General features: G+C 48.2%; 31 protein-coding genes and 1 pseudogene. 22 read left to right on the top strand and 10 right to left on the bottom strand.

Annotation, left to right across the window (positions count from 1 at the left end):
- The first annotated feature begins 231 nt into the window (after positions 1-231).
- A complete protein-coding gene (locus RDN79_RS13130; protein WP_298551756.1) occupies positions 232-1,029 on the top strand; it encodes a M48 family metallopeptidase in 798 nt (265 codons plus the stop codon).
- Positions 1,030-1,108: 79 nt separating this feature from the next.
- Here the strand turns inward: RDN79_RS13130 and RDN79_RS13125 are convergent, their stop codons facing one another.
- The gene (locus RDN79_RS13125) at positions 1,109-1,576 is read right to left on the bottom strand and encodes a hypothetical protein (protein WP_298551755.1); all 468 of its coding nucleotides are present in this window, start codon (positions 1,574-1,576) and stop codon (positions 1,109-1,111) included.
- A 1,051-nt stretch (positions 1,577-2,627) separates the two neighbouring features.
- On the opposite strand from RDN79_RS13125, the gene RDN79_RS13120 reads away from it, so the two are divergent.
- The gene (locus tag RDN79_RS13120; RefSeq protein WP_298551753.1) at positions 2,628-2,834 is read left to right on the top strand and encodes a hypothetical protein; all 207 of its coding nucleotides are present in this window, start codon (positions 2,628-2,630) and stop codon (positions 2,832-2,834) included.
- Positions 2,835-3,201: 367 nt separating this feature from the next.
- Here the strand turns inward: RDN79_RS13120 and RDN79_RS13115 are convergent, their stop codons facing one another.
- Positions 3,202-3,678: a hypothetical protein gene (locus RDN79_RS13115; protein ID WP_298551752.1), complete on the bottom strand. Its 477-nt coding sequence runs from the start codon at positions 3,676-3,678 to the stop codon at positions 3,202-3,204.
- Positions 3,679-3,805: 127 nt separating this feature from the next.
- Here RDN79_RS13115 and RDN79_RS13110 point away from each other — a divergent pair, with 127 nt between their 5' ends.
- The 4 genes and pseudogenes from RDN79_RS13110 (at position 3,806) to RDN79_RS13095 (ending at position 4,802) form a co-directional block, all read left to right on the top strand.
- Positions 3,806-4,006: a hypothetical protein gene (locus RDN79_RS13110; protein ID WP_298551751.1), complete on the top strand. Its 201-nt coding sequence runs from the start codon at positions 3,806-3,808 to the stop codon at positions 4,004-4,006.
- A 16-nt stretch (positions 4,007-4,022) separates the two neighbouring features.
- Positions 4,023-4,442, top strand: coding sequence for a hypothetical protein (locus RDN79_RS13105; RefSeq protein WP_298551750.1), 420 nt, complete (start codon positions 4,023-4,025; stop codon positions 4,440-4,442).
- A 37-nt stretch (positions 4,443-4,479) separates the two neighbouring features.
- A pseudogene (locus RDN79_RS13100) lies at positions 4,480-4,560 on the top strand.
- A 29-nt stretch (positions 4,561-4,589) separates the two neighbouring features.
- Positions 4,590-4,802, top strand: coding sequence for a hypothetical protein (locus RDN79_RS13095; protein WP_298551749.1), 213 nt, complete (start codon positions 4,590-4,592; stop codon positions 4,800-4,802).
- A gap of 76 nt (positions 4,803-4,878) precedes the next feature.
- Here the strand turns inward: RDN79_RS13095 and RDN79_RS13090 are convergent, their stop codons facing one another.
- Complete coding sequence (locus RDN79_RS13090; protein ID WP_298551748.1) at positions 4,879-5,385, bottom strand: hypothetical protein; 507 nt, start codon at positions 5,383-5,385, stop codon at positions 4,879-4,881.
- A gap of 106 nt (positions 5,386-5,491) precedes the next feature.
- Between RDN79_RS13090 and RDN79_RS13085 the strand changes: the two genes are divergently transcribed.
- From RDN79_RS13085 to RDN79_RS13010, 16 genes are all read left to right on the top strand, one after another.
- Positions 5,492-5,710, top strand: a complete 219-nt coding sequence (locus RDN79_RS13085; protein WP_298551747.1) for an ArsR family transcriptional regulator — start codon at positions 5,492-5,494, stop codon at positions 5,708-5,710.
- Positions 5,682-5,906: a hypothetical protein gene (locus RDN79_RS13080; RefSeq protein ID WP_298551746.1), complete on the top strand. Its 225-nt coding sequence runs from the start codon at positions 5,682-5,684 to the stop codon at positions 5,904-5,906. The genes RDN79_RS13085 and RDN79_RS13080 overlap by 29 nt, the downstream gene beginning before the upstream one ends.
- A 19-nt stretch (positions 5,907-5,925) precedes the next feature.
- The gene (locus RDN79_RS13075) at positions 5,926-8,001 is read left to right on the top strand and encodes a kinase (protein ID WP_298551744.1); all 2,076 of its coding nucleotides are present in this window, start codon (positions 5,926-5,928) and stop codon (positions 7,999-8,001) included.
- Between the two features lie 34 nt (positions 8,002-8,035).
- Positions 8,036-8,908, top strand: coding sequence for an ATP-binding protein (locus tag RDN79_RS13070; protein ID WP_298551743.1), 873 nt, complete (start codon positions 8,036-8,038; stop codon positions 8,906-8,908).
- Between the two features lie 37 nt (positions 8,909-8,945).
- Positions 8,946-9,584, top strand: a complete 639-nt coding sequence (locus RDN79_RS13065; RefSeq protein WP_298551742.1) for a hypothetical protein — start codon at positions 8,946-8,948, stop codon at positions 9,582-9,584.
- Positions 9,585-9,600: 16 nt separating this feature from the next.
- Positions 9,601-10,032, top strand: coding sequence for a hypothetical protein (locus RDN79_RS13060; protein ID WP_298551741.1), 432 nt, complete (start codon positions 9,601-9,603; stop codon positions 10,030-10,032).
- 2 nt (positions 10,033-10,034) lie between these two features.
- A complete protein-coding gene (locus tag RDN79_RS13055; RefSeq protein ID WP_298551740.1) occupies positions 10,035-10,331 on the top strand; it encodes a hypothetical protein in 297 nt (98 codons plus the stop codon).
- Entirely contained in the window at positions 10,319-10,981 is a 663-nt protein-coding gene (locus RDN79_RS13050; RefSeq protein WP_298551739.1) for a DUF3164 family protein, read from the top strand. Before RDN79_RS13055 ends, RDN79_RS13050 begins: the two co-directional genes overlap by 13 nt.
- On the top strand, positions 10,978-11,484 hold the full coding sequence (locus RDN79_RS13045) for a hypothetical protein (RefSeq protein ID WP_298551737.1): 507 nt from the start codon (positions 10,978-10,980) through the stop codon (positions 11,482-11,484). Before RDN79_RS13050 ends, RDN79_RS13045 begins: the two co-directional genes overlap by 4 nt.
- A gap of 27 nt (positions 11,485-11,511) precedes the next feature.
- Positions 11,512-11,730, top strand: a complete 219-nt coding sequence (locus RDN79_RS13040; RefSeq protein ID WP_298551736.1) for a hypothetical protein — start codon at positions 11,512-11,514, stop codon at positions 11,728-11,730.
- 33 nt (positions 11,731-11,763) lie between these two features.
- Positions 11,764-12,021 (top strand): hypothetical protein, encoded by a 258-nt coding sequence (locus RDN79_RS13035; RefSeq protein WP_298551735.1) that lies wholly within the window; start codon positions 11,764-11,766, stop codon positions 12,019-12,021.
- 11 nt (positions 12,022-12,032) lie between these two features.
- Positions 12,033-12,449 carry a hypothetical protein gene (locus RDN79_RS13030; RefSeq protein ID WP_259032941.1) on the top strand — a complete coding sequence of 139 codons (417 nt, stop codon included), beginning with the start codon at positions 12,033-12,035 and terminating at the stop codon, positions 12,447-12,449.
- Positions 12,450-12,508: 59 nt separating this feature from the next.
- Positions 12,509-12,907 carry a hypothetical protein gene (locus RDN79_RS13025; protein ID WP_374044517.1) on the top strand — a complete coding sequence of 133 codons (399 nt, stop codon included), beginning with the start codon at positions 12,509-12,511 and terminating at the stop codon, positions 12,905-12,907.
- A gap of 5 nt (positions 12,908-12,912) precedes the next feature.
- Positions 12,913-13,113 carry a hypothetical protein gene (locus tag RDN79_RS13020; protein WP_298551733.1) on the top strand — a complete coding sequence of 67 codons (201 nt, stop codon included), beginning with the start codon at positions 12,913-12,915 and terminating at the stop codon, positions 13,111-13,113.
- Positions 13,114-13,115: 2 nt separating this feature from the next.
- Positions 13,116-13,385: a hypothetical protein gene (locus RDN79_RS13015; RefSeq protein WP_298551732.1), complete on the top strand. Its 270-nt coding sequence runs from the start codon at positions 13,116-13,118 to the stop codon at positions 13,383-13,385.
- A 115-nt stretch (positions 13,386-13,500) separates the two neighbouring features.
- Positions 13,501-13,725, top strand: coding sequence for a hypothetical protein (locus RDN79_RS13010; RefSeq protein ID WP_308573237.1), 225 nt, complete (start codon positions 13,501-13,503; stop codon positions 13,723-13,725).
- Here the strand turns inward: RDN79_RS13010 and RDN79_RS13005 are convergent.
- The 7 genes from RDN79_RS13005 to RDN79_RS12975 all read right to left on the bottom strand — a co-directional run bounded on the left by RDN79_RS13005 (position 13,717) and on the right by RDN79_RS12975 (position 19,779).
- Positions 13,717-14,163 carry a hypothetical protein gene (locus RDN79_RS13005; protein ID WP_298551729.1) on the bottom strand — a complete coding sequence of 149 codons (447 nt, stop codon included), beginning with the start codon at positions 14,161-14,163 and terminating at the stop codon, positions 13,717-13,719. The two genes, RDN79_RS13010 and RDN79_RS13005, sit on opposite strands and share 9 nt — an antisense overlap.
- Before the next feature lie 8 nt (positions 14,164-14,171).
- Positions 14,172-14,693, bottom strand: coding sequence for a phage morphogenesis protein (locus RDN79_RS13000; protein WP_298551728.1), 522 nt, complete (start codon positions 14,691-14,693; stop codon positions 14,172-14,174).
- Between the two features lie 70 nt (positions 14,694-14,763).
- The gene (locus RDN79_RS12995; RefSeq protein WP_298551727.1) at positions 14,764-16,005 is read right to left on the bottom strand and encodes a phage minor head protein; all 1,242 of its coding nucleotides are present in this window, start codon (positions 16,003-16,005) and stop codon (positions 14,764-14,766) included.
- A gap of 74 nt (positions 16,006-16,079) precedes the next feature.
- Positions 16,080-17,276 carry a DUF935 family protein gene (locus tag RDN79_RS12990; protein ID WP_298551726.1) on the bottom strand — a complete coding sequence of 399 codons (1,197 nt, stop codon included), beginning with the start codon at positions 17,274-17,276 and terminating at the stop codon, positions 16,080-16,082.
- A 53-nt stretch (positions 17,277-17,329) separates the two neighbouring features.
- Complete coding sequence (locus RDN79_RS12985; protein ID WP_298551724.1) at positions 17,330-17,743, bottom strand: phage protein Gp36 family protein; 414 nt, start codon at positions 17,741-17,743, stop codon at positions 17,330-17,332.
- A gap of 40 nt (positions 17,744-17,783) precedes the next feature.
- A complete protein-coding gene (gene terL / locus RDN79_RS12980) occupies positions 17,784-19,316 on the bottom strand; it encodes a phage terminase large subunit (RefSeq protein ID WP_298551723.1) in 1,533 nt (510 codons plus the stop codon).
- Positions 19,309-19,779, bottom strand: a complete 471-nt coding sequence (locus tag RDN79_RS12975; protein WP_308573236.1) for a hypothetical protein — start codon at positions 19,777-19,779, stop codon at positions 19,309-19,311. The genes terL and RDN79_RS12975 overlap by 8 nt, the downstream gene beginning before the upstream one ends.
- Positions 19,780-19,893: the final 114 nt, after the last annotated feature.

The following is a 19,893-nucleotide window of genomic DNA, read 5'->3' as shown; positions in this document are numbered from 1 at the left end:
TGTCAACAAATTAAAGATGATTAAAAGAATGTGTTATGGACGAGGAAGCATAGAATTACTCAAAAGAATGATGATTTGTGTATAAGGCAGCAAAAGTGAACAAGACCCATTCAAATATATGGGGTACTAATTCGATTTTGATGGGGTGGCAGTGACATTTTGATAAAATCGGTAGTCGTATTTATGAAGAGAAATTATAATTTTGCAGGGTATATAAATAAAGGATAGAAAATGAAGAAGATTACAAGTTTATTCGTTGCCATGTTATTGTTGCTGAGCAGTTGCGGAAGTGTTCCGTTGACTGGGAGGAAGCAGGTATTGCTTGTTTCGGATCAGGAAGTGTTATCGTCCAGCCTGACCCAATATTCCGATTATATGAAATCGGCTAAGAAGTCGTCATCGAAAGATGGTGCCGCTATGGTGACACGTGTTGGAAAGAAGATCGCTGCCGCTACCGAGCAATATCTGAAAAACAACGGGTTGGAGAGTGAAATCAAGAATTTCGCCTGGGAGTTTAACTTGGTGAACGATCCGCAGGTCAATGCGTTCTGTATGCCGGGTGGCAAAATTGTTGTCTATGAAGGATTGATGCAACTGGTTTCGTCGGACGATGAACTGGCTGTCGTGATCGGCCATGAAGTGGCGCATGCCGTAGCCAAACATAGCAACGAGCGTATGAGCCAGCAATTGATGGCGCAATACGGTGCGCAGATATTGGGGCAGGCGTTAAGCAACAAATCGGCTGCCGTCCAACAGATCGGTAACTCTGTTTACGGCTTGGGCGCTCAGTATGGTGTTATGTTGCCTTTCTCCCGTAAGCACGAATCCGAGGCTGACTATATGGGACTGGTCTTTATGGCAATGGCCGGCTATAACCCCGAAGTCGCCGTCAACTTCTGGCAAAAAATGTCCGCCGGCAAATCCGGCTCTACCCCCGAATTTATGAGCACGCACCCCAGCGATGCCACCCGCATCAATGAGATTAAGCAGCATTTGCCGGAGATAGAGAAGTATAGGGCAAAGAAATAGAAGGTATAAGCAAAACAAATCTCCTAATTTTGAGTATATACGGTTTGATTAGGAGATTTGATTTGTTATGTGATAAAACTTATTGTTGTTTGATATCACCAGTATTTATATTTATAGAAAAATTGATTTGTTGTTTGCTACCATCATAATTGAGAATATCCACTTGATAAATCCAAATATCGGATTGGCTATCTAATAAGTTCCATGTAACTTTTGAGTTGTCTGGTATAGTCGCAATTGTTTGTTGCCAAATGGGAAAGGTAGCATAGCTAACCAAACTATATCGTCTGATTCTTAATGACGCTGTTCCATTTCCCCACCCCCAATAGTCATTCCAAATGTATTCTGTAAAAGAAACTGGTATTGGTTTTGTATTACCTGTCCTAAAAGGATCAACATAATGATCTGGTGTCTTTTTTTGTTGTAAAATTAGCTCTCCATTTTCTGAATATATTGTATAAACTATGGAATATTCGTATATGAGAAACGAATCATCATACCAATTATGTAGAGAAAAATCATGAGAAGGTGCATCTATCCTCTTCATTTTTCCATCTTTGCATATGAATAAATCAAAAGTGATATAATCAGTTGAATAAGCTGCCCCTGGAGCAAAAATATATCCCCAATTTGTTTTTAATAAATTCCTAAAAAGAAATTCTTTTACATAGTAATTTTCATATTCTCCATATCCTTTGTATATTTTCTTATTCCGATCATAAACATCATCCCCTACATATTCTTGAATGAGTTTATTGCCTTTATATATACCAAGCCATGCTTTCCCTTGTTTAAATCCAGATAGGAAATCATTTTCTTCATCGGTTTGTTTATATTTAATTACAACTGTATTAACAAGTTCTTCTCCTTCTTTAGAATAGATATATCCATTATTAGATGAATGATAAATTAATATATTGTTATCTATTTCTGATACTCTAAACCATTTGTCATTACCCCAAGCTATGTTATCATAACTTTTTAAAAGAATAGCATTATTCTTTTGTAATAGAAATGGTTCACATGTGAAAAAATCTACATGGTTAATCGTTTCTTTATTTGGATATTCTATGAAAATATAAATCCATCTGATATTTTAAATGGTTTAAAAGGTATGCTTGCTTGATTATTTAACGAATATGATGCTGTACCTAACCATTCGTCAAGTTGCTCTTTTGTAAGGGGGGATAAACGAAATGTATAAAAACAGACAACCCCAATATTATACGTGATTCACTGTAAAACAATAAATTAAACACAAGGACACGCAAGACAAAATGAAAAACAAGAAGCGTAATTCAGTTGAATCGGCTTGAACTGGTGTTTAATTTTTAAAGGGATTTGAACGGTTTACCGGAAATAGGCTTTAATCGGATGGTTGATATAGTTTAATATTGGGGCTGTATGGGCGTAAACGGGGCGCACAGGTGCGTTTCTCCGGCCTGGTTGATGACTTGGCTGCCAGAAGAATAAAGAGGCTTAAAACGGCCTCTTTTATTTTGCCCTTTTGTTGTGTGTGAGTGGCTCAATATATAGCCATATTATTCCATATAATTATTATTTAGTACATTTGCGACAAAGAAAATACTAAATGAGTTATGACAAAGGTTATCCATGTACATTTGATCTTCGAAAAGAAAAACTACTATTTCGGTAGCATATCGGCCATATTTGACGTACTGAGTGAGGCTGAGGTTGGCATTACCAAAAGCAGCCTTCAGCACGCTGGTTTGACCGATGGAGGCTGCAAGATCACCAAACGGGCGATGATTATCCAGTCGCACCTGATAAGAAGTTGTAAGTAGTTGTTTTATTAACGTTTAAGCTGTATTTGAACAGCATTTTATGGGAAGGCGGTATTCTTTGCTGGTTTGAACGGCAAAAAATACCGTTTTTTTGTGTTGGATGGACACGAGGATGGACACAAGGATGGACATTTAGGTGTTTGCAAAAACGAAATGTGTTTAAAGGATGGACATAAGGATGGACAAAAACGTGTGTTTTTTATGTATATTGATATTGGCATATTGGTTTTAAAATTGAAAATAAAGTAGATTTTGTATGTATTCCGTAGGGGAAAATATGTTTTTATCACAATATTCCCCTATCTAATATTTTGTTTATTACTTTATCTATCAGTTATTTATAAAAAAATGAAACCTCTAAAACATCTCATCCTACACTCGCAATTTCTGAAGTGGATACAGCCGAAGCATGTTTTTTAAGCTCATATTCAAGTTGTTTTATACGTTCTCTGAGACCTCCTATTTCTTCCGCTTGTTTGCGTAGTTCCTTTTCTTTTTCAGATAATGAATCAAACAATTTGTTGAGAACTTCGGTGTCTGAATTAGTTTTTCTTTCAGAAACTTCAGTTTGAGGAATATGTGGTACTGGCATAATATTAGTCTTTTGAGAGCGCCCATTTTCTTTCAGCATTTCACCTTCTCCCCTCATTAGCCATTCAGCCGAAATCTCCGGATATACGGATAAAATTTTAACCAGCATATCTCCGCCTGGCTGAGACTGCATATTTTTCCCTTTAAAGTTACTGGCCTGTATGCCTGTAGCCTCAAAAAAATCATTCTTCTTTATATTTTGCAATCGCAAAAAAGTCACTATTTTGTCCTTTATGGTTAAAAAATCTCCCATTTTTATTTCGAGGTTAAAATTTTGTCCTTATATTTGCAGCATATTCAAAATATGAACACGCCCCAAAGATATGAAAAGGCAGTCATATAAACGAATTTTAGAAGTAAAACTTAAAAAAGATAAGGAGATGAGAAGGTACTGGTTCGAATTGGAAGATGATTGCTACAACGATTTAGGTGCGGCGATTCCGGATGGCAGCAACAAGCAAGCCGCCATCAACAGAGCGAGACAATGGATGAAGAGTAATGGCATCAAGGAGGCGAAACTTATAGTCAATAGTATGCGGACGGACAACATCTTGGATGTGATAGATATAGAGTTAAACTAAAAATACATAGAGAAATATGACACAGAAAGAATTTGAAGATCGTACAGGATGGCTAATAAAAGCAGAAGACTTTTATATCATCAACAACCTTTACATGGCTACTGAAATGGATAAAGATGTGTTTTGTAAGGAGTTTAGGAGTATGCAAGCAAGTGGAAAACTGGAAATCCGTCAATCATTAAAAGAAATTGGTAACCGTATAGGTACTATGGAGACTGAAAATCAAACAATGAGAAAAGCTATGAGGCAGCGGAATGCCGACCTTGCCGACTTCCTGATTGGAAAGGCACATGCGTATGACGACACCGATTTTCGTAGCCAAGCGGTGAAGTTAGTAGGTGAAGCTGATGTGGTCAAACGGACTATCGAATTAGGGCTTCCGCTTTGGGATGAAGATAGAAAGTTTGTCCTTTCAATGATAGAGACACAAGGCTAATAGATTGCAGGTTAACTGGCAGCCTGGAAAGACGGGCGGGCGATTAGTTCAGGCAGGTAGAACAGGCGAAACTTACCCACAGAAGCCATTGTCCCCGGTTCGAATCCGGGATCGCCCACAAGAAATAACGATAAAAGATTTAAGAATATGAAAGCAATTAGAGTTATCGTGAATTTTCGCGAATGGTCGAAGGTCAAGGACTTTTTAGACCGGTTTAAGGGTGAAGAAGATACCTTCATCTACCAAGTGGATAACGTGACGTTTGTTGCCGTATTCGACGGCGAGTGTACGATGGCTTATTTCAAAGCGGAGTTGGCCAGAACGTTTGATGAAGAACTGATTATTGTTGAACTAAGATAAATAAGTACAATGAAAAATCAATCCGAATTGAATACCGGATATACAACAAATTCTATGAGTGAGGATTCCGTCTTTTTTAATTTAAAGACGGATCCATATCCTCGATTAATAAGTTTTCAAGACTTGCTGCAGTCACACAAAGAGTCTTTTCTTTCCCATTATGGACTTCCACATACGGATATGATAATGGACGATAAAACTTTTCAGGAAAAGGATACACTTTTGAATATTTCTGCAATAGTCTCTGAACATCGAAAAAATGACCACATAGAAAGACCTCATAACCTCGAAAGATATTGTCAATTATTGAACGAAATTCCTTTATTGAAGATAATGAGTTTGGTGAAGAACGAAAATAAAACATGTCTGCAACAACATCTTGCAGTTCTCCATGCAAATTATCGCGCATTTCGTCATAAACTGGGGATTCGATCTTTATCGCGTAGTCAATTCTGCGAAGTGTTGCAACAGAGATTAGAGTATCATGGACAAAGCGTCTGAATCCTTCTGCTTTGTCGGAATCCAAATATGTAACAACATAGTTTAATCTCCATCTTCTTGGAGTTTTTTTACTTGTTTTCATGAATAATAATTTTAGTGTTTGATATGCTACAAATGTAGCAAAACTTCCGTGGTTCGGGAGAATAGCGGAAGACTTTTAATGACAATGAATTAAAATAGATATAGCAATGAAGAAACGAATAGTAGTAGATCATGGTGAAGTAAAGCGGATAGCCCGCCTTATGAACTGCACTTACGAAATGGTGTCACATTCGCTGGCTTACCGGAAGGATACAAAGCTGGCAAAGGCGATCCGAAAAATGGCTTTGATGCGAGGTGGTGTTGAAGTGGGTGACGAACCAATAAACGACGTGAACCATGAAAGCGGATTGGTTGAAACCGTTTAGCGGTGAGATTGCCTGGTGGAACAGCCTCGCCGGGAAAGAAAAGTGGTATGTGGGTTACTTCTTACTGAGCTTTACCCTATTGGTCGGGATGGCTGATTGTAATCCGGTATGGATAATGTTTTTAGCCGTATTGAACTTCGGTAATTCTGCACGGCTGATAAAAAGAGTACCGATAGACAAACTGGAAGATTATTAACCGGTAAAACAACTGAGAGATGGAATATTTCGATAACGAACTATGTGTGACATACGAGGAGCTTACCTCTGGGGATGACCCTGTAATAAAACGGGGTACGCTTGATAAAGCTATGCAAAGAGGAAGAATACTTCGTCACCATCGTGGAGGTGGTGAAGGCTCCTATGCGTTGATAGTTTATTCCTCACTCCGTGAAAAATACAAGGTCCGTTATGTGGCAAAATATGGCAATCCGGAAGAAGCATTCAAATTACAGCGTATGAGAGACAGAGTGAAAACAGACGAAAAGGCAAGGGAGTTTTTCGAGACATTCAAATACAATATGAATGGTGTTCAAACAAAGCTCAGCGATAAATTAATAGCCGAATACACGCAGAACGCCTCCGTCCTGAACGCGCTGGTGCTCGACCTGGAGGACAAGACCACCAAACGCAAGATGTACGGCAACAGTCTGAGCACCGTGTGGGAAAACGTCGCCGCCACCAGCGAGAACCTGCGCAAAATCTACGGGCATACCTTACCGGAAAACCTGTCGCGCCTGCGGGAGAAAATCAATCGCTACAAGAAAGAAAGCTACGTTTCCCTGATCTCCGGAAAGGTGGGAAACGCCAGCACGGTAAAGATCACCGAAGAGGCAGGCCGTTTCCTAATTGCTTTGAAGCGCAGCCGGGTCCCGGTCTATACCGACATACGGATATTCGAAGAGTATAACCGTGTGGCTCCGGATAAGGACTGGAAGCCGTTGAAGAGCAAGCGCAGCCTGACGATGTGGTTTGCCCGTCCGGAGATTGAACCCTTGTGGTATGATGCCGTACATGGCGAACTTGCCGCCCATCAACGTTACGGACGCAAGCATCGGACGGAACTGCCCATGCGTCGCGACACACTTTGGTATGGTGACGGAACGAAACTGAACTTGTATTATCGGGACGAAGATGGAAATATGCGCACCACGATGGTGTATGAAGTGATGGACGCATATAGCGAAGTGTTGCTGGGCTACCATATCAGTGACCATGAGAACTTCGAGGCACAATATAACGCCTACCGTATGGCCGTCCAAACAAGCGGGCACAAACCTTACGAGATTGTACACGATAATCAAGGGGGCCACAAACGGCTGGAAAAAGAGAAAGGTTCGAAAGAACAAGGCTTTTTCGATCTGATCTGCCACATACACCGCCCGACTGCACCCTACAGCGGCCAATCGAAAACGATAGAAAGTGTATTCAAACGTTTCCAGGAACAGGAACTGAGCAAGGACTGGCGGTTTACCGGAATGAACATTACCGCCAAGAAGGACAGCTGCCGCCCGAATTTGGAGCTTGTCGAGGCGAACAAGGACAAACTTTTCACGCTGGAGGAACTGGAGGCCCACTATATCGAGGCACGTAAGGCATGGAACGAGGCCAAGCATCCGGCAACCGGCATCCCCCGCATCGAAATGTACGAAAAGAGCGTGAACGAGGAGACGGACGTTGTGACGGTTTATGACATGGTGGACATCTTCTGGATATGGACAAAGCGACCGGCCACCTTCACCGATTCCGGCATAGAAATCACTATCGGCGGGAAGAAGTTGGCATACGAGGTGTATGAGCGTCCCGGCGTCCCCGACCATAAATGGCGCATGAAGAATACCTACCGTACATTCCACGTGAAATATGATCCAAACGACCTGCGCAGCATCCGGCTTTATTGGGAGGATAAAGCCAAGGAACGCCGGTTTGAACGGATTGCCGAACCCTATATGGTCATCCATCGTGCCATTCAAGACCAGACAGAAGGCGAAGCCGCATTCATCCGTCAAGAACAGGAAGCTAACATTCGCGACCGCATCGACCGTCAGGTGATTGCCAAGGAGATTGAATATGCTTATGGCGTGGCTCCGGAACAGAACGGGTTGAGTACTCCGAAGGTGAAGGGCGTAACGAAAGAGGTACAACAGGAAATCGACCGCCGCACGAGGACGTACAGCCGAAAGCCGGAAGAATACCGCATCGGCCGTGCCACCAAGAAAGCCAGCCTGATGACCTGGGACCAGTTGACGGAAAACAAGACAATGGATACCCGCAAGGTAGCCGGCAAACTATAACACTGAAAATAACAACGAATAAAATACAATTAACATGGAAGCATTAAGCAACAACGAGAAAGACGCAATCCGCGAAGCACTTCGCGCCTACGTCGCCAAATATCCGAGCCAGAACAAGGCGGTCGGAAGCCTGAAGAACACAAGTGTCGGGACGGTCAGCAACATCCTGAACGGCAAGTACGACAACATCAGCGACAAGATGTTCCGCGACATCGCCGCACAGGTGGGAAACCGGACGAAGGAAACCGGCTGGCAGATCGTGGAAACATCGGCCTATCAAGAAATCCGCTACGCGCTGGACGATGCCCAGCATTGGCGCAACGTGACCTGGATCGTTGGAGAAGCCGGGTGCGGAAAGACAACAACGGCAAACCTTTATACCCGGGAGAACCGGGAAGTGTTCTACATCCTTTGCTCCGAAGACATGAAGAAAGGCGACTTCGTGCGTGAGATAGCACGAAAGGTGGGTATCAAGACGGACGGCCACAACATCCGCGAAATCTGGAGCCTGATCCTGGACGACGTGATACAGATGGACGCGCCCCTCTTGATATTCGACGAAGCCGACAAACTGACCGAACCGGTCTTCCACTACTTCATCAGCATGTACAACAAGCTGGAGGACAAAAGCGGGATCGTATTCATGAGTACCGACTATATCAAGAAGCGTATCAGCCTCGGCCTGCGCCACCAAAAGCCCGGATATAAGGAGTTCTTCAGCCGCATGGGCCGCAAGTACTTCGAACTGGAGGAAACGACCGCGAATGACGTGTATTCCATCTGCGTGGCCAACGGCATACAGGATAAAAAGAAGATCGAAGAGGTGATACGCGACGCCGAGCCGTGCGACTTCGACCTCCGCCGGGTAAAGAAAGCCATCCACCGCGCCAAACGGATGGGCGAATAACAGCATTTTAACAGCATTCAAATACCGTTCAAAGGACATGAAAAGAGCATTAAGCGTAAGGGACATATTGGATAAGAAATACGACACCTTCCCCTTCGAGGGGAAATGGAAAGAGGCGTTCGGCACGCCGGAGCGTGTCGGCGTGTGGTTCATCTGGGGCAACAGCGGCAACGGCAAGACATCGTTTGTCATGCAGCTCTGCAAGGAACTCTGTAAATACGACCGGGTGGTTTATAACAGTCTGGAAGAGGGTGCCTGCCTGACGGTGCAGAACAGCCTACGGATGCACGGCATGTCGGAAGTGAGCCGCCGGTTGGCCTTCATACAGGAGGACATGGAGGCGTTGAAAGCCCGCCTGCGCCGGCATAAGAGTTATAACATCATCGTGGTAGACAGCTTTCAATACACCCGCATGAGTTACCGCGAATACATCACGCTGAAAGAGGCCTTCCCCGGCAAGCTGTTCATCTTCATCAGCCACGCCAGGGGCAAGAACCCGAAAGGCGACGCCGCCGAGAGCGTGATGTACGATGCCTCGCTGAAGATATGGGTCGAGGGCGGGAAAGCCTTCAGCAAAGGACGGTTTATCGGTGAGACGGGCGAGTACGTCGCTTACCCAAAACTGGCCGAGGAGTATTGGAGTGAAAACGGAACAAAATCCTGGAATCATGAATAATACAATTTGATTGGACATGAAAATCATACAAATGAAACCCAAGCAGGGTTACGCGAGACCAGACAATTACGCAGCCTTTTACGGCCTGTTGAAGAAGATGCCGGGAGCAATCAAGGAAGAAATCGTTCTCCAGTTCACGGGTGGACGCACTGATAGCCTGCGTGAAATGTCGCTCCACGAATACAACGAAGCCATCCGATCAATGGAGGAGCTGACACGTATGGAAGAAACCGAAACCGAGCGTCTTCTAAGAAAGAAGCGTTCGGATGTATTGAAACAGATGCAACTGTTTGGAGTCAACACGGCCGACTGGCAGAAGGTTGATGCCTTCTGCCTTGACAAACGGATCGCCGGAAAACGGTTTGCCATGTTGGATTACGAAGAACTGGAACGGTTGCTGGTGAAGATGCGTGCCATCCGCCGGAAACAAAAGGAAGGGGAGAAATGACAATGGCACGATACATCCCTCTACAAGACAAACTGGACGAAATCGAGGAACAGGGCAAACGCCTCCTCCGCCGGCAGGACTACCTGAAGGGAGAACGCGACTTCCTCACCGACATGCTGCTCACCCGCCCGGTAAAGGACATGGAGGCGCAACGCCGCCTCTTACGCGAATGGGACGAGGAAATCGACCGGCTGGAACAGTCGCTCACCTACCTTCGACAGGAATATGCGAAATACAAACAAAGACAGAATAAACAGATGTGTAACACTCAAAAACAAACAACAACATGGAAACAATGAAACAAACCGTCGAAATGACACCGGAAGAAAAACAAGAGTACGAAGCCTTCAAAGCGGCACAGGCCGAAAAGAAAGCCAAGGAACAAGCCAAACGCGACCGCGAGGCTTATAAAGAACTGGTGGACGAAACCATCGAGGAAGCGATTATGAGACTGCAAGCTGTCAGCCATCACATCAAGACAGACAAGCAAAATGTATTGAACGACTTCCGCCGCGTCATCGACATGAAGTCGGAAGTATTGAAACTGAAAAAGGACGGCCAGCGTTCGGACACCTTCACCAACTCAGCCGGGGACAAACGTATCACGGTCGGCGTGTATGTCACCGACGGCTACCGCGACACAGTGGAAGACGGCATCACCATCGTGAAGGAATATATCGAAGGATTGGCAAGCGACGCCAAGACGCAATCGCTTGTGAAAATGGTGCTCCGCCTATTGGCCCGTGACGCGAAAGGAACCCTGAAGGCAAGCCGTGTAGTCCAGCTTCGCAAGATTGCCGAAGAAACCGGATCGGACCGCTTCATGGAGGGCGTACAGATCATCGAAGAGGCCTACCAGCCCGCCATCAGCAAACAGTTCATCCGTGCCGAAGTCAAAGATGAAAACGGGGCTTGGACCAATATCCCTTTAGGCATGACAGAAGCGTGAAAGTCAAAACCGCCACCCTCACCCCCGGCCGTTGGATATACGTCTGCCCCTGCGGCTTTCGTTACACCGCCTGCCGGGTGGTGAGGACCTCCGGCAAATGGATGGTTTACTGCTTCAAATGCAAACAACAAACAGGAAAATATTATAAGATCATGGACGAACGACTGGAATTTGAAGAGAACTTCAACAATAAACTGAACTGTACCTGTTTCACGACGATCCGCCTCCACCATCCGGTGAAGAACGCCATCGGCGCAGTGAAGCAAATCTATCTGAAAGGCATCTGGAAAGGCAACGCAAAGATCATGCACGCCGTCACTCTCACGCTCGACCGCATCAACCTCCCGATGGCGAAGCTCGACACCGGCCTCATGCCGGAAGAGTGCCGCCGGTTGATCCGGAACCTCTACAAACACCGCCCCGGCATCAACTGGGCGACGCAACCGCTGGACTATCTGGTGCTGGAGTATATCAAGGAATCAAAAGAACCGACATTATTCTAAAGAAGAAAGGAAAATAATATGAGCGAAATGAAACACATTTTGGAAATCAGCCCCGACCGCTACGGCACACGGACAGAAATCCGCTACGCTTCCGGCTTCACCTGCCCCCGTTGCAGTGGCCAAGGCGGTTTTCCGGATACGAACGGCCACGGTAACCGCATCTTTATCCCCTGCGACCTCTGCGACGGCACCGGCAAGGTGAGAGCCAACATCACGGTGGAATGGGAAGCGGATTATGAATCATAGACGAACAAATATGAATTAAAAATAGGAGGATTTATGAACAACATTTTAGAACGATTCAGAAGAAAGCAGGAAAAGCGTCGCTTGAATGCACAGCGACCAATCGGCGCAGAGATAACGGTACCCAAACGTGAAAAGATAATCCCGCCACACATCGTGGCCTGTAAAGTGTGCGAGGGGAAAGGGATAAAGGAAGGCGATACTTGCCCGCAGTGCAAAGGTTCCGGCCGGGTGATCGTGTCGTGTGAGGTAACAACGTATGTGACGGCTTATGTACCGGAAAAACAATTTTAAAACAATGAATTATGGGATATGACTTAATACCTAAGAAAGAAGGGGTCGATAGTAAAAGCGGAATGATATTTACATGGCCCGTCATACTGAATGAAACAGGAGCTTGCTACCTGTTCGGCTATGGAGATTTTAAATTCGAACCGGGGAGATACATTTATGACGGTTCCCGAAAAGATGGGAGTCCGGTAAGCAATGACGGATTCGAGGTCACAAAAGAGGAGGCCGTTATCATGGCAAGGATGTTCAAAGGATATGTCTCTGTAAAAAGGGCATTACGGGAAGAATGGGATAAAAAGACGGAAAGAGAACAAATCATGATTAAAAGCATGATGGGGAATAAAGTCGAGCCACCCGCCGAAGAGTTCTTGCACAAAGTAGAAATGCTGGCGGATTTTTGCGAACAGTCGGAAGGGTTTAATATATATTGAAACAGACAAGGTTATAAATATTTAGAACCTTATGGTGTATAGGTCAACCGTAGATAATTATGAATAAAAGATTTTCAGGAGCATTTTGTGGAACTGTAGTTGTATGGGCCATTGTGATCGTCGTATTTGGTGGTTTATATGGATATCCCCGGTACAATGTTTGGCAGCAGGAAATGTCAGGAAAAGCAGAGTTTGCCAAAGCAGAACAAAACCGGCGTATCAAGATCGAGGAAGCAAAGGCAAATTTGGAAGCCGAGAAACTGAACGCGCAAGCAGAAGTGGAACGAGCCAAAGGAGCAGCGGAGGCCATTAAAATTGAAAACGGGAGCATCACGCCGGCCTACATTCAATATTTGTGGGTCCGACAACAAAATAACCTGAACGACAAAACGGTTATTTATGTTCCTACCGAAACGAATTTGCCAGTGTTAGAAGCCTCACGGAATAACAAACAATGATGGCCATGAAAGATTTGAGTTTAATGCCAAGTGTTGCCCAATGTATCAAAGATGCAGAAGGAACGATTGAGTGTATCAAGGAAAGAATGCCTCGTTTAAGAAGCCGGGACGCGAAACGGCAAAGCAAAAGAAGCCTTGAATTTTTCGAGGCGGTAGTCCACCACTTGAAACGATTGCAACAAATGGAATTAGGAAAGGAGCAATAATCATGGACAAAACAAAATCCGTCCTGATCCGCAACCTGACCGAAGAAGACAACCGGATGCTACAGGGGATAAAAAAAAAGACAGGCTACCGGCAATCCTCGAAGGCCCTGTTGCAAACGGGACATGCTTATCTCAGGCTTTTGGAAACAAGTGGATCGCAAAAGAAGAAAATAGCTGCGCTGGAGGAAGAGAACCGGAAACTCCGCCAAAGTTCGGCAGCCATACTGAAGGCGGTCAAGGACATAGAAAGTGTTATCAAAAACGACACGTGAAAGACGTTCGGAAAGAAAGATGATAACACTATGAAAGAAAGGCCCGGAAATGGTTGTAATAACCTTCCGGGCCTTTTATCTTTGTGTGGAAAGGTTGTTTAGTTTATCTGTTTACATGGGATACCACCGGAATACGTTAAGGAGAATCGAGCTTGTTTGCGACATCGTCCGCACGCATTACGAACCGGGCAGGCGCGACCGCTGCTACAAAGAAGTTTGGCGGCGGTACGTCTGCCCGGTCTATCCCATGTGCTACCGCACATTTCTCAATTATATCGGGGTGAACGTGGAGCGTGAACGCCATCGGGAGGACAACCGGCGGCAGCTTTCGTTATTCTGACCCGTCCGTCTCGATCAGGTACTCCGTCGTGAAGGTCATTGCATATTCCCTCACCGCATCCTCGCGGTTGTAGCGCGTGATCTCTTGTTGTTCCAACTCGTTGAACGCATCGCCCCCGAACCCATACAGGCAGTTACCGATCCGTTCCATCAGGTCGAAGATGGCGAACGCCCGCTGTTTGTCCCGTTCCGGCGCGGCCATCGTGGCCGACACCGCCGGCGCGTCCGCCACGCGGATCAGGATGCTCATCCGCACCCGGCGCGTCTGTAGCGTTTCCGACTCGAATTGCAGCCGGTTCATGCTGACCAGCGCACAAGGGAACTTCGCCGGCGGCGTGTCATGGTAATAATCCAACTGCCCCCAGTCTTCGGCGATATAACGGAGGTCGCCCACCTCTTCCTGTAGCCGTTCCATGACGGCTTCCAAAATCTCTTTCATATCTACATTTATCTATTAAAGTTACGTGTCGCTTCCTGTAGGGTTCGTTCGGCCTCTTCCCGGACAACCTTCCCGGCGATCTCCCATACGCGGGAATGTTCCCCGACAAAAGGACGCGGGGGTACTACGATCGTCCGCTTGATCCGTTTGGCCAAAGCCATGCGGCGGAATTTCTCTTCACCGGGTTTGTCGCCCTGTTCCTTCCGTTCGCGGGCTTTTGCCCAAGCCCACCGGCGCATCTTGTCGGAGGGAACAAAATCCTGCTTCACCGTCCCACCGTAGTTTTGCAATCCTGCATATTTCAGGCTGCTCTCATAGACCAACTTCGTGCCGTCTATCCGGCTACGGAGGCTCTTGCGCAAGGCACCGGTGCGCATCAGCATCGACCCCTCCGACGGGTTGTAGTTCGGGCTGAGCGGTGCCCACGGTTGGTCGAAAAAGGCTTTCCGCTCGAAATTGCGGTCAAACTCGCCGTCCAGCTCGACTTTGATGTCCTTCAGGACGTTTTGCATGAAATCGTTGTTGTCCATATTGAAAATGTTTGTATATTTGCAATGGTTCTAAGCCGCAAGGCCGTGAGCCCCCTTCTGGCAGATTTGATTATTTCAGGTCTGCCAGTCGTATTTTAAAGTCTTCCGATATAATTTCTGTTCGAGTCCAACGAATATCCTTGCCACCCATCACAAGCGTAATCGTTTGTATGTTTTCAGATCGTCTTACCCGCGAACGTATTGCCGCGCTTAAATCCTCAAAAGAAATATCCGATTCAACCCATAACACAATATGGTCCGCCTGCTTTTTAGCATCCCGAATCAATCGGTCGATTGAATTTTTAGTCGGGTGCTCCTTTTGGTTCACCTTGTACTCCTCTTCCCATCCCAACGTCCGGTTGTAGCTGTCTGCCGATTTCACCCCGTCGGGATTGTCGAGCAGGTCGATCTCGTAGCCATACTTGTTGGCGAAGTGGGAAGCCACCCGGATATTCTCCTGCCGTTCCCCCTTGCCATGACCGGAGTGGATGCGGAGCGTCCCGTTTTGGGTGGGTACCACCGTGTATTCCTTCTCCTCCGGACGCAGGGCAGCTTGTACCGCCTCCCGTTCCCGTTGGCTGACGTTATAATACGGGTGGTGCTTGGGAAACACGACCTGCTGCTTGCCGGGATTGAAGCGGAACATCTCGGCACGGTTTACCCCGTTCTTCCCTGCCTGGTAGGTCGCCTCGCGTCCCTGCTGGATGGCGGTCGCGCTGTCCGACTCGGGGTATTTTCCTTTGCGCACCTGTACCACCGTGCAACGGCAGCGCCAGCCATTGGGCGGGAAGAACTCGTCCCAGAACGGGTCGGACGCCGGTAGCGTCGTACCATGTAACACGCGGTGTTCCGGGCGTACCTTGCCATCGTGGGCGGTGCGGTATTGCAGGTTGTAGCGGTCGCCGTCCGCCTCGAACGCCTTCCATTTGGCGGCCATTTCCGAGGATGCCTGTGCAAAGACATATTCCGACTTCAACCAATGGCGGTTATACTCCTCCTTGATCGCCGTTATGTCGTTGTAGAAACGGTGGAAAGGTTTCACCGTCCCGTCGTCGTCGCGAAGCAGACGGGATGCCTCCTTCAGCCCTTGATAGGTCTTAAAGCCGGAGAAAACAAACACGTCCTCCTCCAGTTTCCGCGCCATCGCCTCCGGGATGATACCGTTCTCCAGTGCGGGTCGGGTGGCAGTGTTCAGGACCCGGGCATATTCATCCACCAACGCCCGTACCTCGCGGGTCTCCATCATATCGACAGTAAAACCGGACCGGCGGAAGATGCTGCGGACGGCTTTGCGATAAACCGCTTCGTCCACCGGCCGGAAATCTTCTCCACTTTCAGCCAGCTTCGCTTCCCCGTCCAGGTACAGCCCCGCGATGTCGGCGGGGCTTACCCGAAAAAACCGTCCTGCCCGGTGCTACGCTTTCCGGTCACCTCAATGCCGAACTTGTCACGAATCCATGCGGGGTCGATCTCGTAATACTGCATCGCCTGCGCGGTGCGCTCCCAGAGCTGGCCGGTGTCTTCCTCCGAGTTGAACGAGAATCGCAGCCCCTCCGGAAGGAAACCGAGACGGTAGAGGGCGGGCAGCACGAGACTGTTCATCCAGTCCTCCACCTGCCGTTTGTCGGAACCGACATATTTCTTCAACTGGCCGATGGCGACCTCCTCCTTCGAGCGGTTGCCGTTCTTGGTGTCCTGCCCGATCTGTGCCCCGCTGATCAGCATGGACATCTCGGAGTTGCAGAGCGCGATCAGGTTGTTATAGACATCACCGTTGGTGTCCGCGCCTTTGGCAAACTCGAACTCCTCGGTGGTGTCGATAATGAAATAGGCCGCAGCCCCCATGTCGCGTAACATATCTTCAGCCCGGTCAAGCATCGCCGGGTCCTGCGTGTTGGTCTTGATATAGCGGGGCGGGATACCGTAAATCTCGCACAGTTCCGACCAGCACGAATGGGCGAACTTCTTGAAAAGCGCGTGCGGCACCGCTTTGTTGAGCAGCCCGTAATTGCCGGGTGCGCCGAACTCCACGATGTAGGTGCCGAACTCACGCAGTTCCCGGTAATATTCGCCTTTATCAGCCGAACTGTCGAAAAGGAACAACCCCTGTTCCGGTACCACATTCTGCCGGGGGATCAGGGTTACGCAGATGCCGTCCGTCTCCGTCACGTCGAACTCGACCAACGAATGGCCGTAAAACACCGATTCCAACATATAGCGGAGCAGCAGCGGGAACCAGACGGCCTCCGAAAGTAACCGGGTAGATGCCTCGTCCACCTTGTCCGAAGCGTTCTTCAGGCTAAATTCCGACGACAATGTCCGGCCAATGCGTTGTTCGATCTGGCTGGTCAGGAGCGCGTCCAGCATCACGTCGGCATACAGGTCCATCAGCTGCCGCCGACGAGGACGGTCGACGCTGTCCGCTTCGCGCAAGGCACGACGCCAGCTGTCGAGGTCTTTCCTTACACGGCTGATCGATTTGGGGACGACTTTTCTGACCAGTCCTTCCCGTTGTGGAACGGACGGCTTCCGGGGCTTTTGGGGGCCTCTTTTATTTGTAGGTATATACTTGTTCGTTTTCATCTTTGTTGTTTATTAGAGGACTGTTTAAACAGCGTTTTAACGGCGTGGCGCGTTTACCAGGAATGGCTGAACTTCGGATTGCTGCCGAACCGGACGGCACCAACCGGACGGCCTCCGGTTTCGTGAAGGGGAAGCCCGGAAGGGATATCGCCCTTCATAAGTTCTTTCAGATAGGCCATGTCGCGGTCGTAAGTCTCTTTCACCCGGCTGTAGAGGATATCCACATTGCACCGCCGGATCAGGAACCAAAGGGCGATATTCTTGCATATTTCCAACAGCTCCGCATCGCGCTCTGCGCCGGTGGCCGAAAAGATCTTCTCCACGTCATAACGTCCGGACAGCAACCGGCTGACCCTCGTCACGGCGGCCAGTATGCACTGCCCGGTGATCGTATCGTCGTAATCGGCAATCTCCTCCAGCTTATATTCGGCGACCACCGTCTTCATTTCGTCTAATTCCAGGAACATGATATGATTTTTGATTTATAAACTAATTGTCAACTGTCAACTAATACCGTCTGCTTGGTCGACGGCCTACCCGATAGGTTCCGGAACAGGCCATGCTACGCTGGTTCAACAGGAATACGGCACCTTCCAAGGCATCCGGGGCGTCATCGTGTACACGGCTTCCCTTCTCAAACATCAGGAGCTGTTCCACCAACTGCATCATGCCGGGGCTCTCTTTCTCTTTTTCGTTCAAGATGACCAAACCCCGCTCAAACAGTGGCTGCATCGCCTCGATACGCGAAAACTTGTCCGGCTTCTTGCGCGAGTCGCCCCGGATGGGGATCTGGTGGCCGATTGCATCGCCTACCTTTTTGAACTCGTCCAGCATCAGGTCTTGTATGAAGTTCGATTCCATGTAGTATAGAACCGGGACACGTCCGGCGATGTATCCATCGATGTCGTAATGCCAAGCGACCATGTTGCTGACGCTGGTCTGGTCGGCGTAGGCTTTCAAGAGGTGGTATTGTCCTTCCTTTGTCTTGCCCACCAGCATGGTTGCCTTGAAGTCGTTCTGCGAAGAGGCCTTGAACGAAGGGTCGGTATAGCAAACCAGGCTGCGGTATTCTTTCAGTGGCAGCATCTTCCCATACCGGATATGCTTGCGCAGGAACACCGCCCCCTCGTTGACCGGATTGTTCATGTATTCCTTCTGGAAGCGTCGTTCGCCCATATAGGTACGCAGTTTCAAAATCTCCTCCCGGGTGTACTTTTCCGACCAGGAAGGCTGACCGGATGCATCGATGGCGTTGACGGTGGTGTGGTGCGTGTCCGGACGTTCGGCAAAACGGCTCAGGATGCTGTCTTTGCCAATCCGGTTGCCCACCAGCACGAACCGCCCGCGCCCCATATCCATTGCACCCAGCAGGGCCGACAGGCACCAATCGAACGCCTGGGAAACACGTGCCTGGTTGCGGACCATCTCATCGTCGTCGATATCATCTATCACGATGTAGTCCGGGCGTTGCCCCCGGTTCTTGATACCACGGGGCGACTGCCCACGACCCAGTGCCATGAAAAGCAACCCGTCGGTCGTCTTGAACTCGCCGGTACTCCAGTTGCCTTCGTCTATCCGGATGTTAAAATCGGAACGTAGCAGGGTGTTGAACTCCAGTTCGCATTGCAGGTCGGAAAGCAGGCGGTCGGCACTGTCCTCCGATTTGCTTACGAGCAGCATGACGTTGATGGTGCGCTCCTCCTGGATCATCAGCCAGATGGGGATCATCAGACTGACGTGCGTGCTCTTGGCATGTCCGCGTGCCCATTCGAATACGGCACGGGTATGGCGGTGCGTCTTCAGATACTTGGCGGCATCGATCTGGAACTTGCCGCATCGGATGATCTCCTTGGTCTCCTTGTCGGTACACAGGTGCGGGAAATAGGTCTCCACGAAATAGGCATAGTCCCTTCGTGCCTCGCGAATACGTGCCTCCTTGTGTTCGGATGTCCCGGAGAGGCAGAAATCGGCGGACAGGATCAGCCTCCTGCGCTCTTCCCATGCCCTCCATCGTTCTTTGCTCAGTCTGTTCTTAGCCATTGTTGATCCGCATTAAAAGGTATTTGTCCTGGTACTTGGTGAGCAGCTGCACGAACTCGGTCGTGATGGCCTTGTCGTTGGCCGATTCCCGGATAACCCAGTCGCCGAACCTTGTCAGGATGTCAGCGATGTTGTCCGGCGTGACACCCGACTGGATGCTTTTCAGCTGGCTGATGGCCTTGGCGAAGGCATCCGCGTTGAAGGCCTCCTCGCTGTCGAGCATTTCGTTGGCCTTTACCAGCACCTTGTTGATGATCTCGTCCCGGCTGATGGTCTTGGCCACGCGCTTAAATTCCCACCCGCCGTCGTCCTTCCACTTGACCAGCGTCTGCTGGCTCACGCCCACCCGTTCGGCGATCTCCTTTTGGGGTACCTTCTGCATATACAGCAGGTAGGCGTATTCATACTTTTGCGGATCCTTCACACGGATGCCCGTCTTTTCCTTGTTTGTTTTTTCTGCCATAAACAATCGTTGTTTTGGGCAAAGTTCAAGTGAATTAAAGTGACCGGAAATAAAAGTGTAAAGAATTTCCACTCTGTTTTCCGACCTGTACCCGTCCCGGTAATTTCGCACCCA

Source organism: uncultured Parabacteroides sp. (assembly GCF_902493135.1).
Classification (GTDB): Bacteria; Bacteroidota; Bacteroidia; order Bacteroidales; family Tannerellaceae; genus Parabacteroides.
The sequence above is the reverse complement of the archived record's forward strand: the minus strand, read 5'-3'. Positions and strand labels throughout refer to the sequence as shown.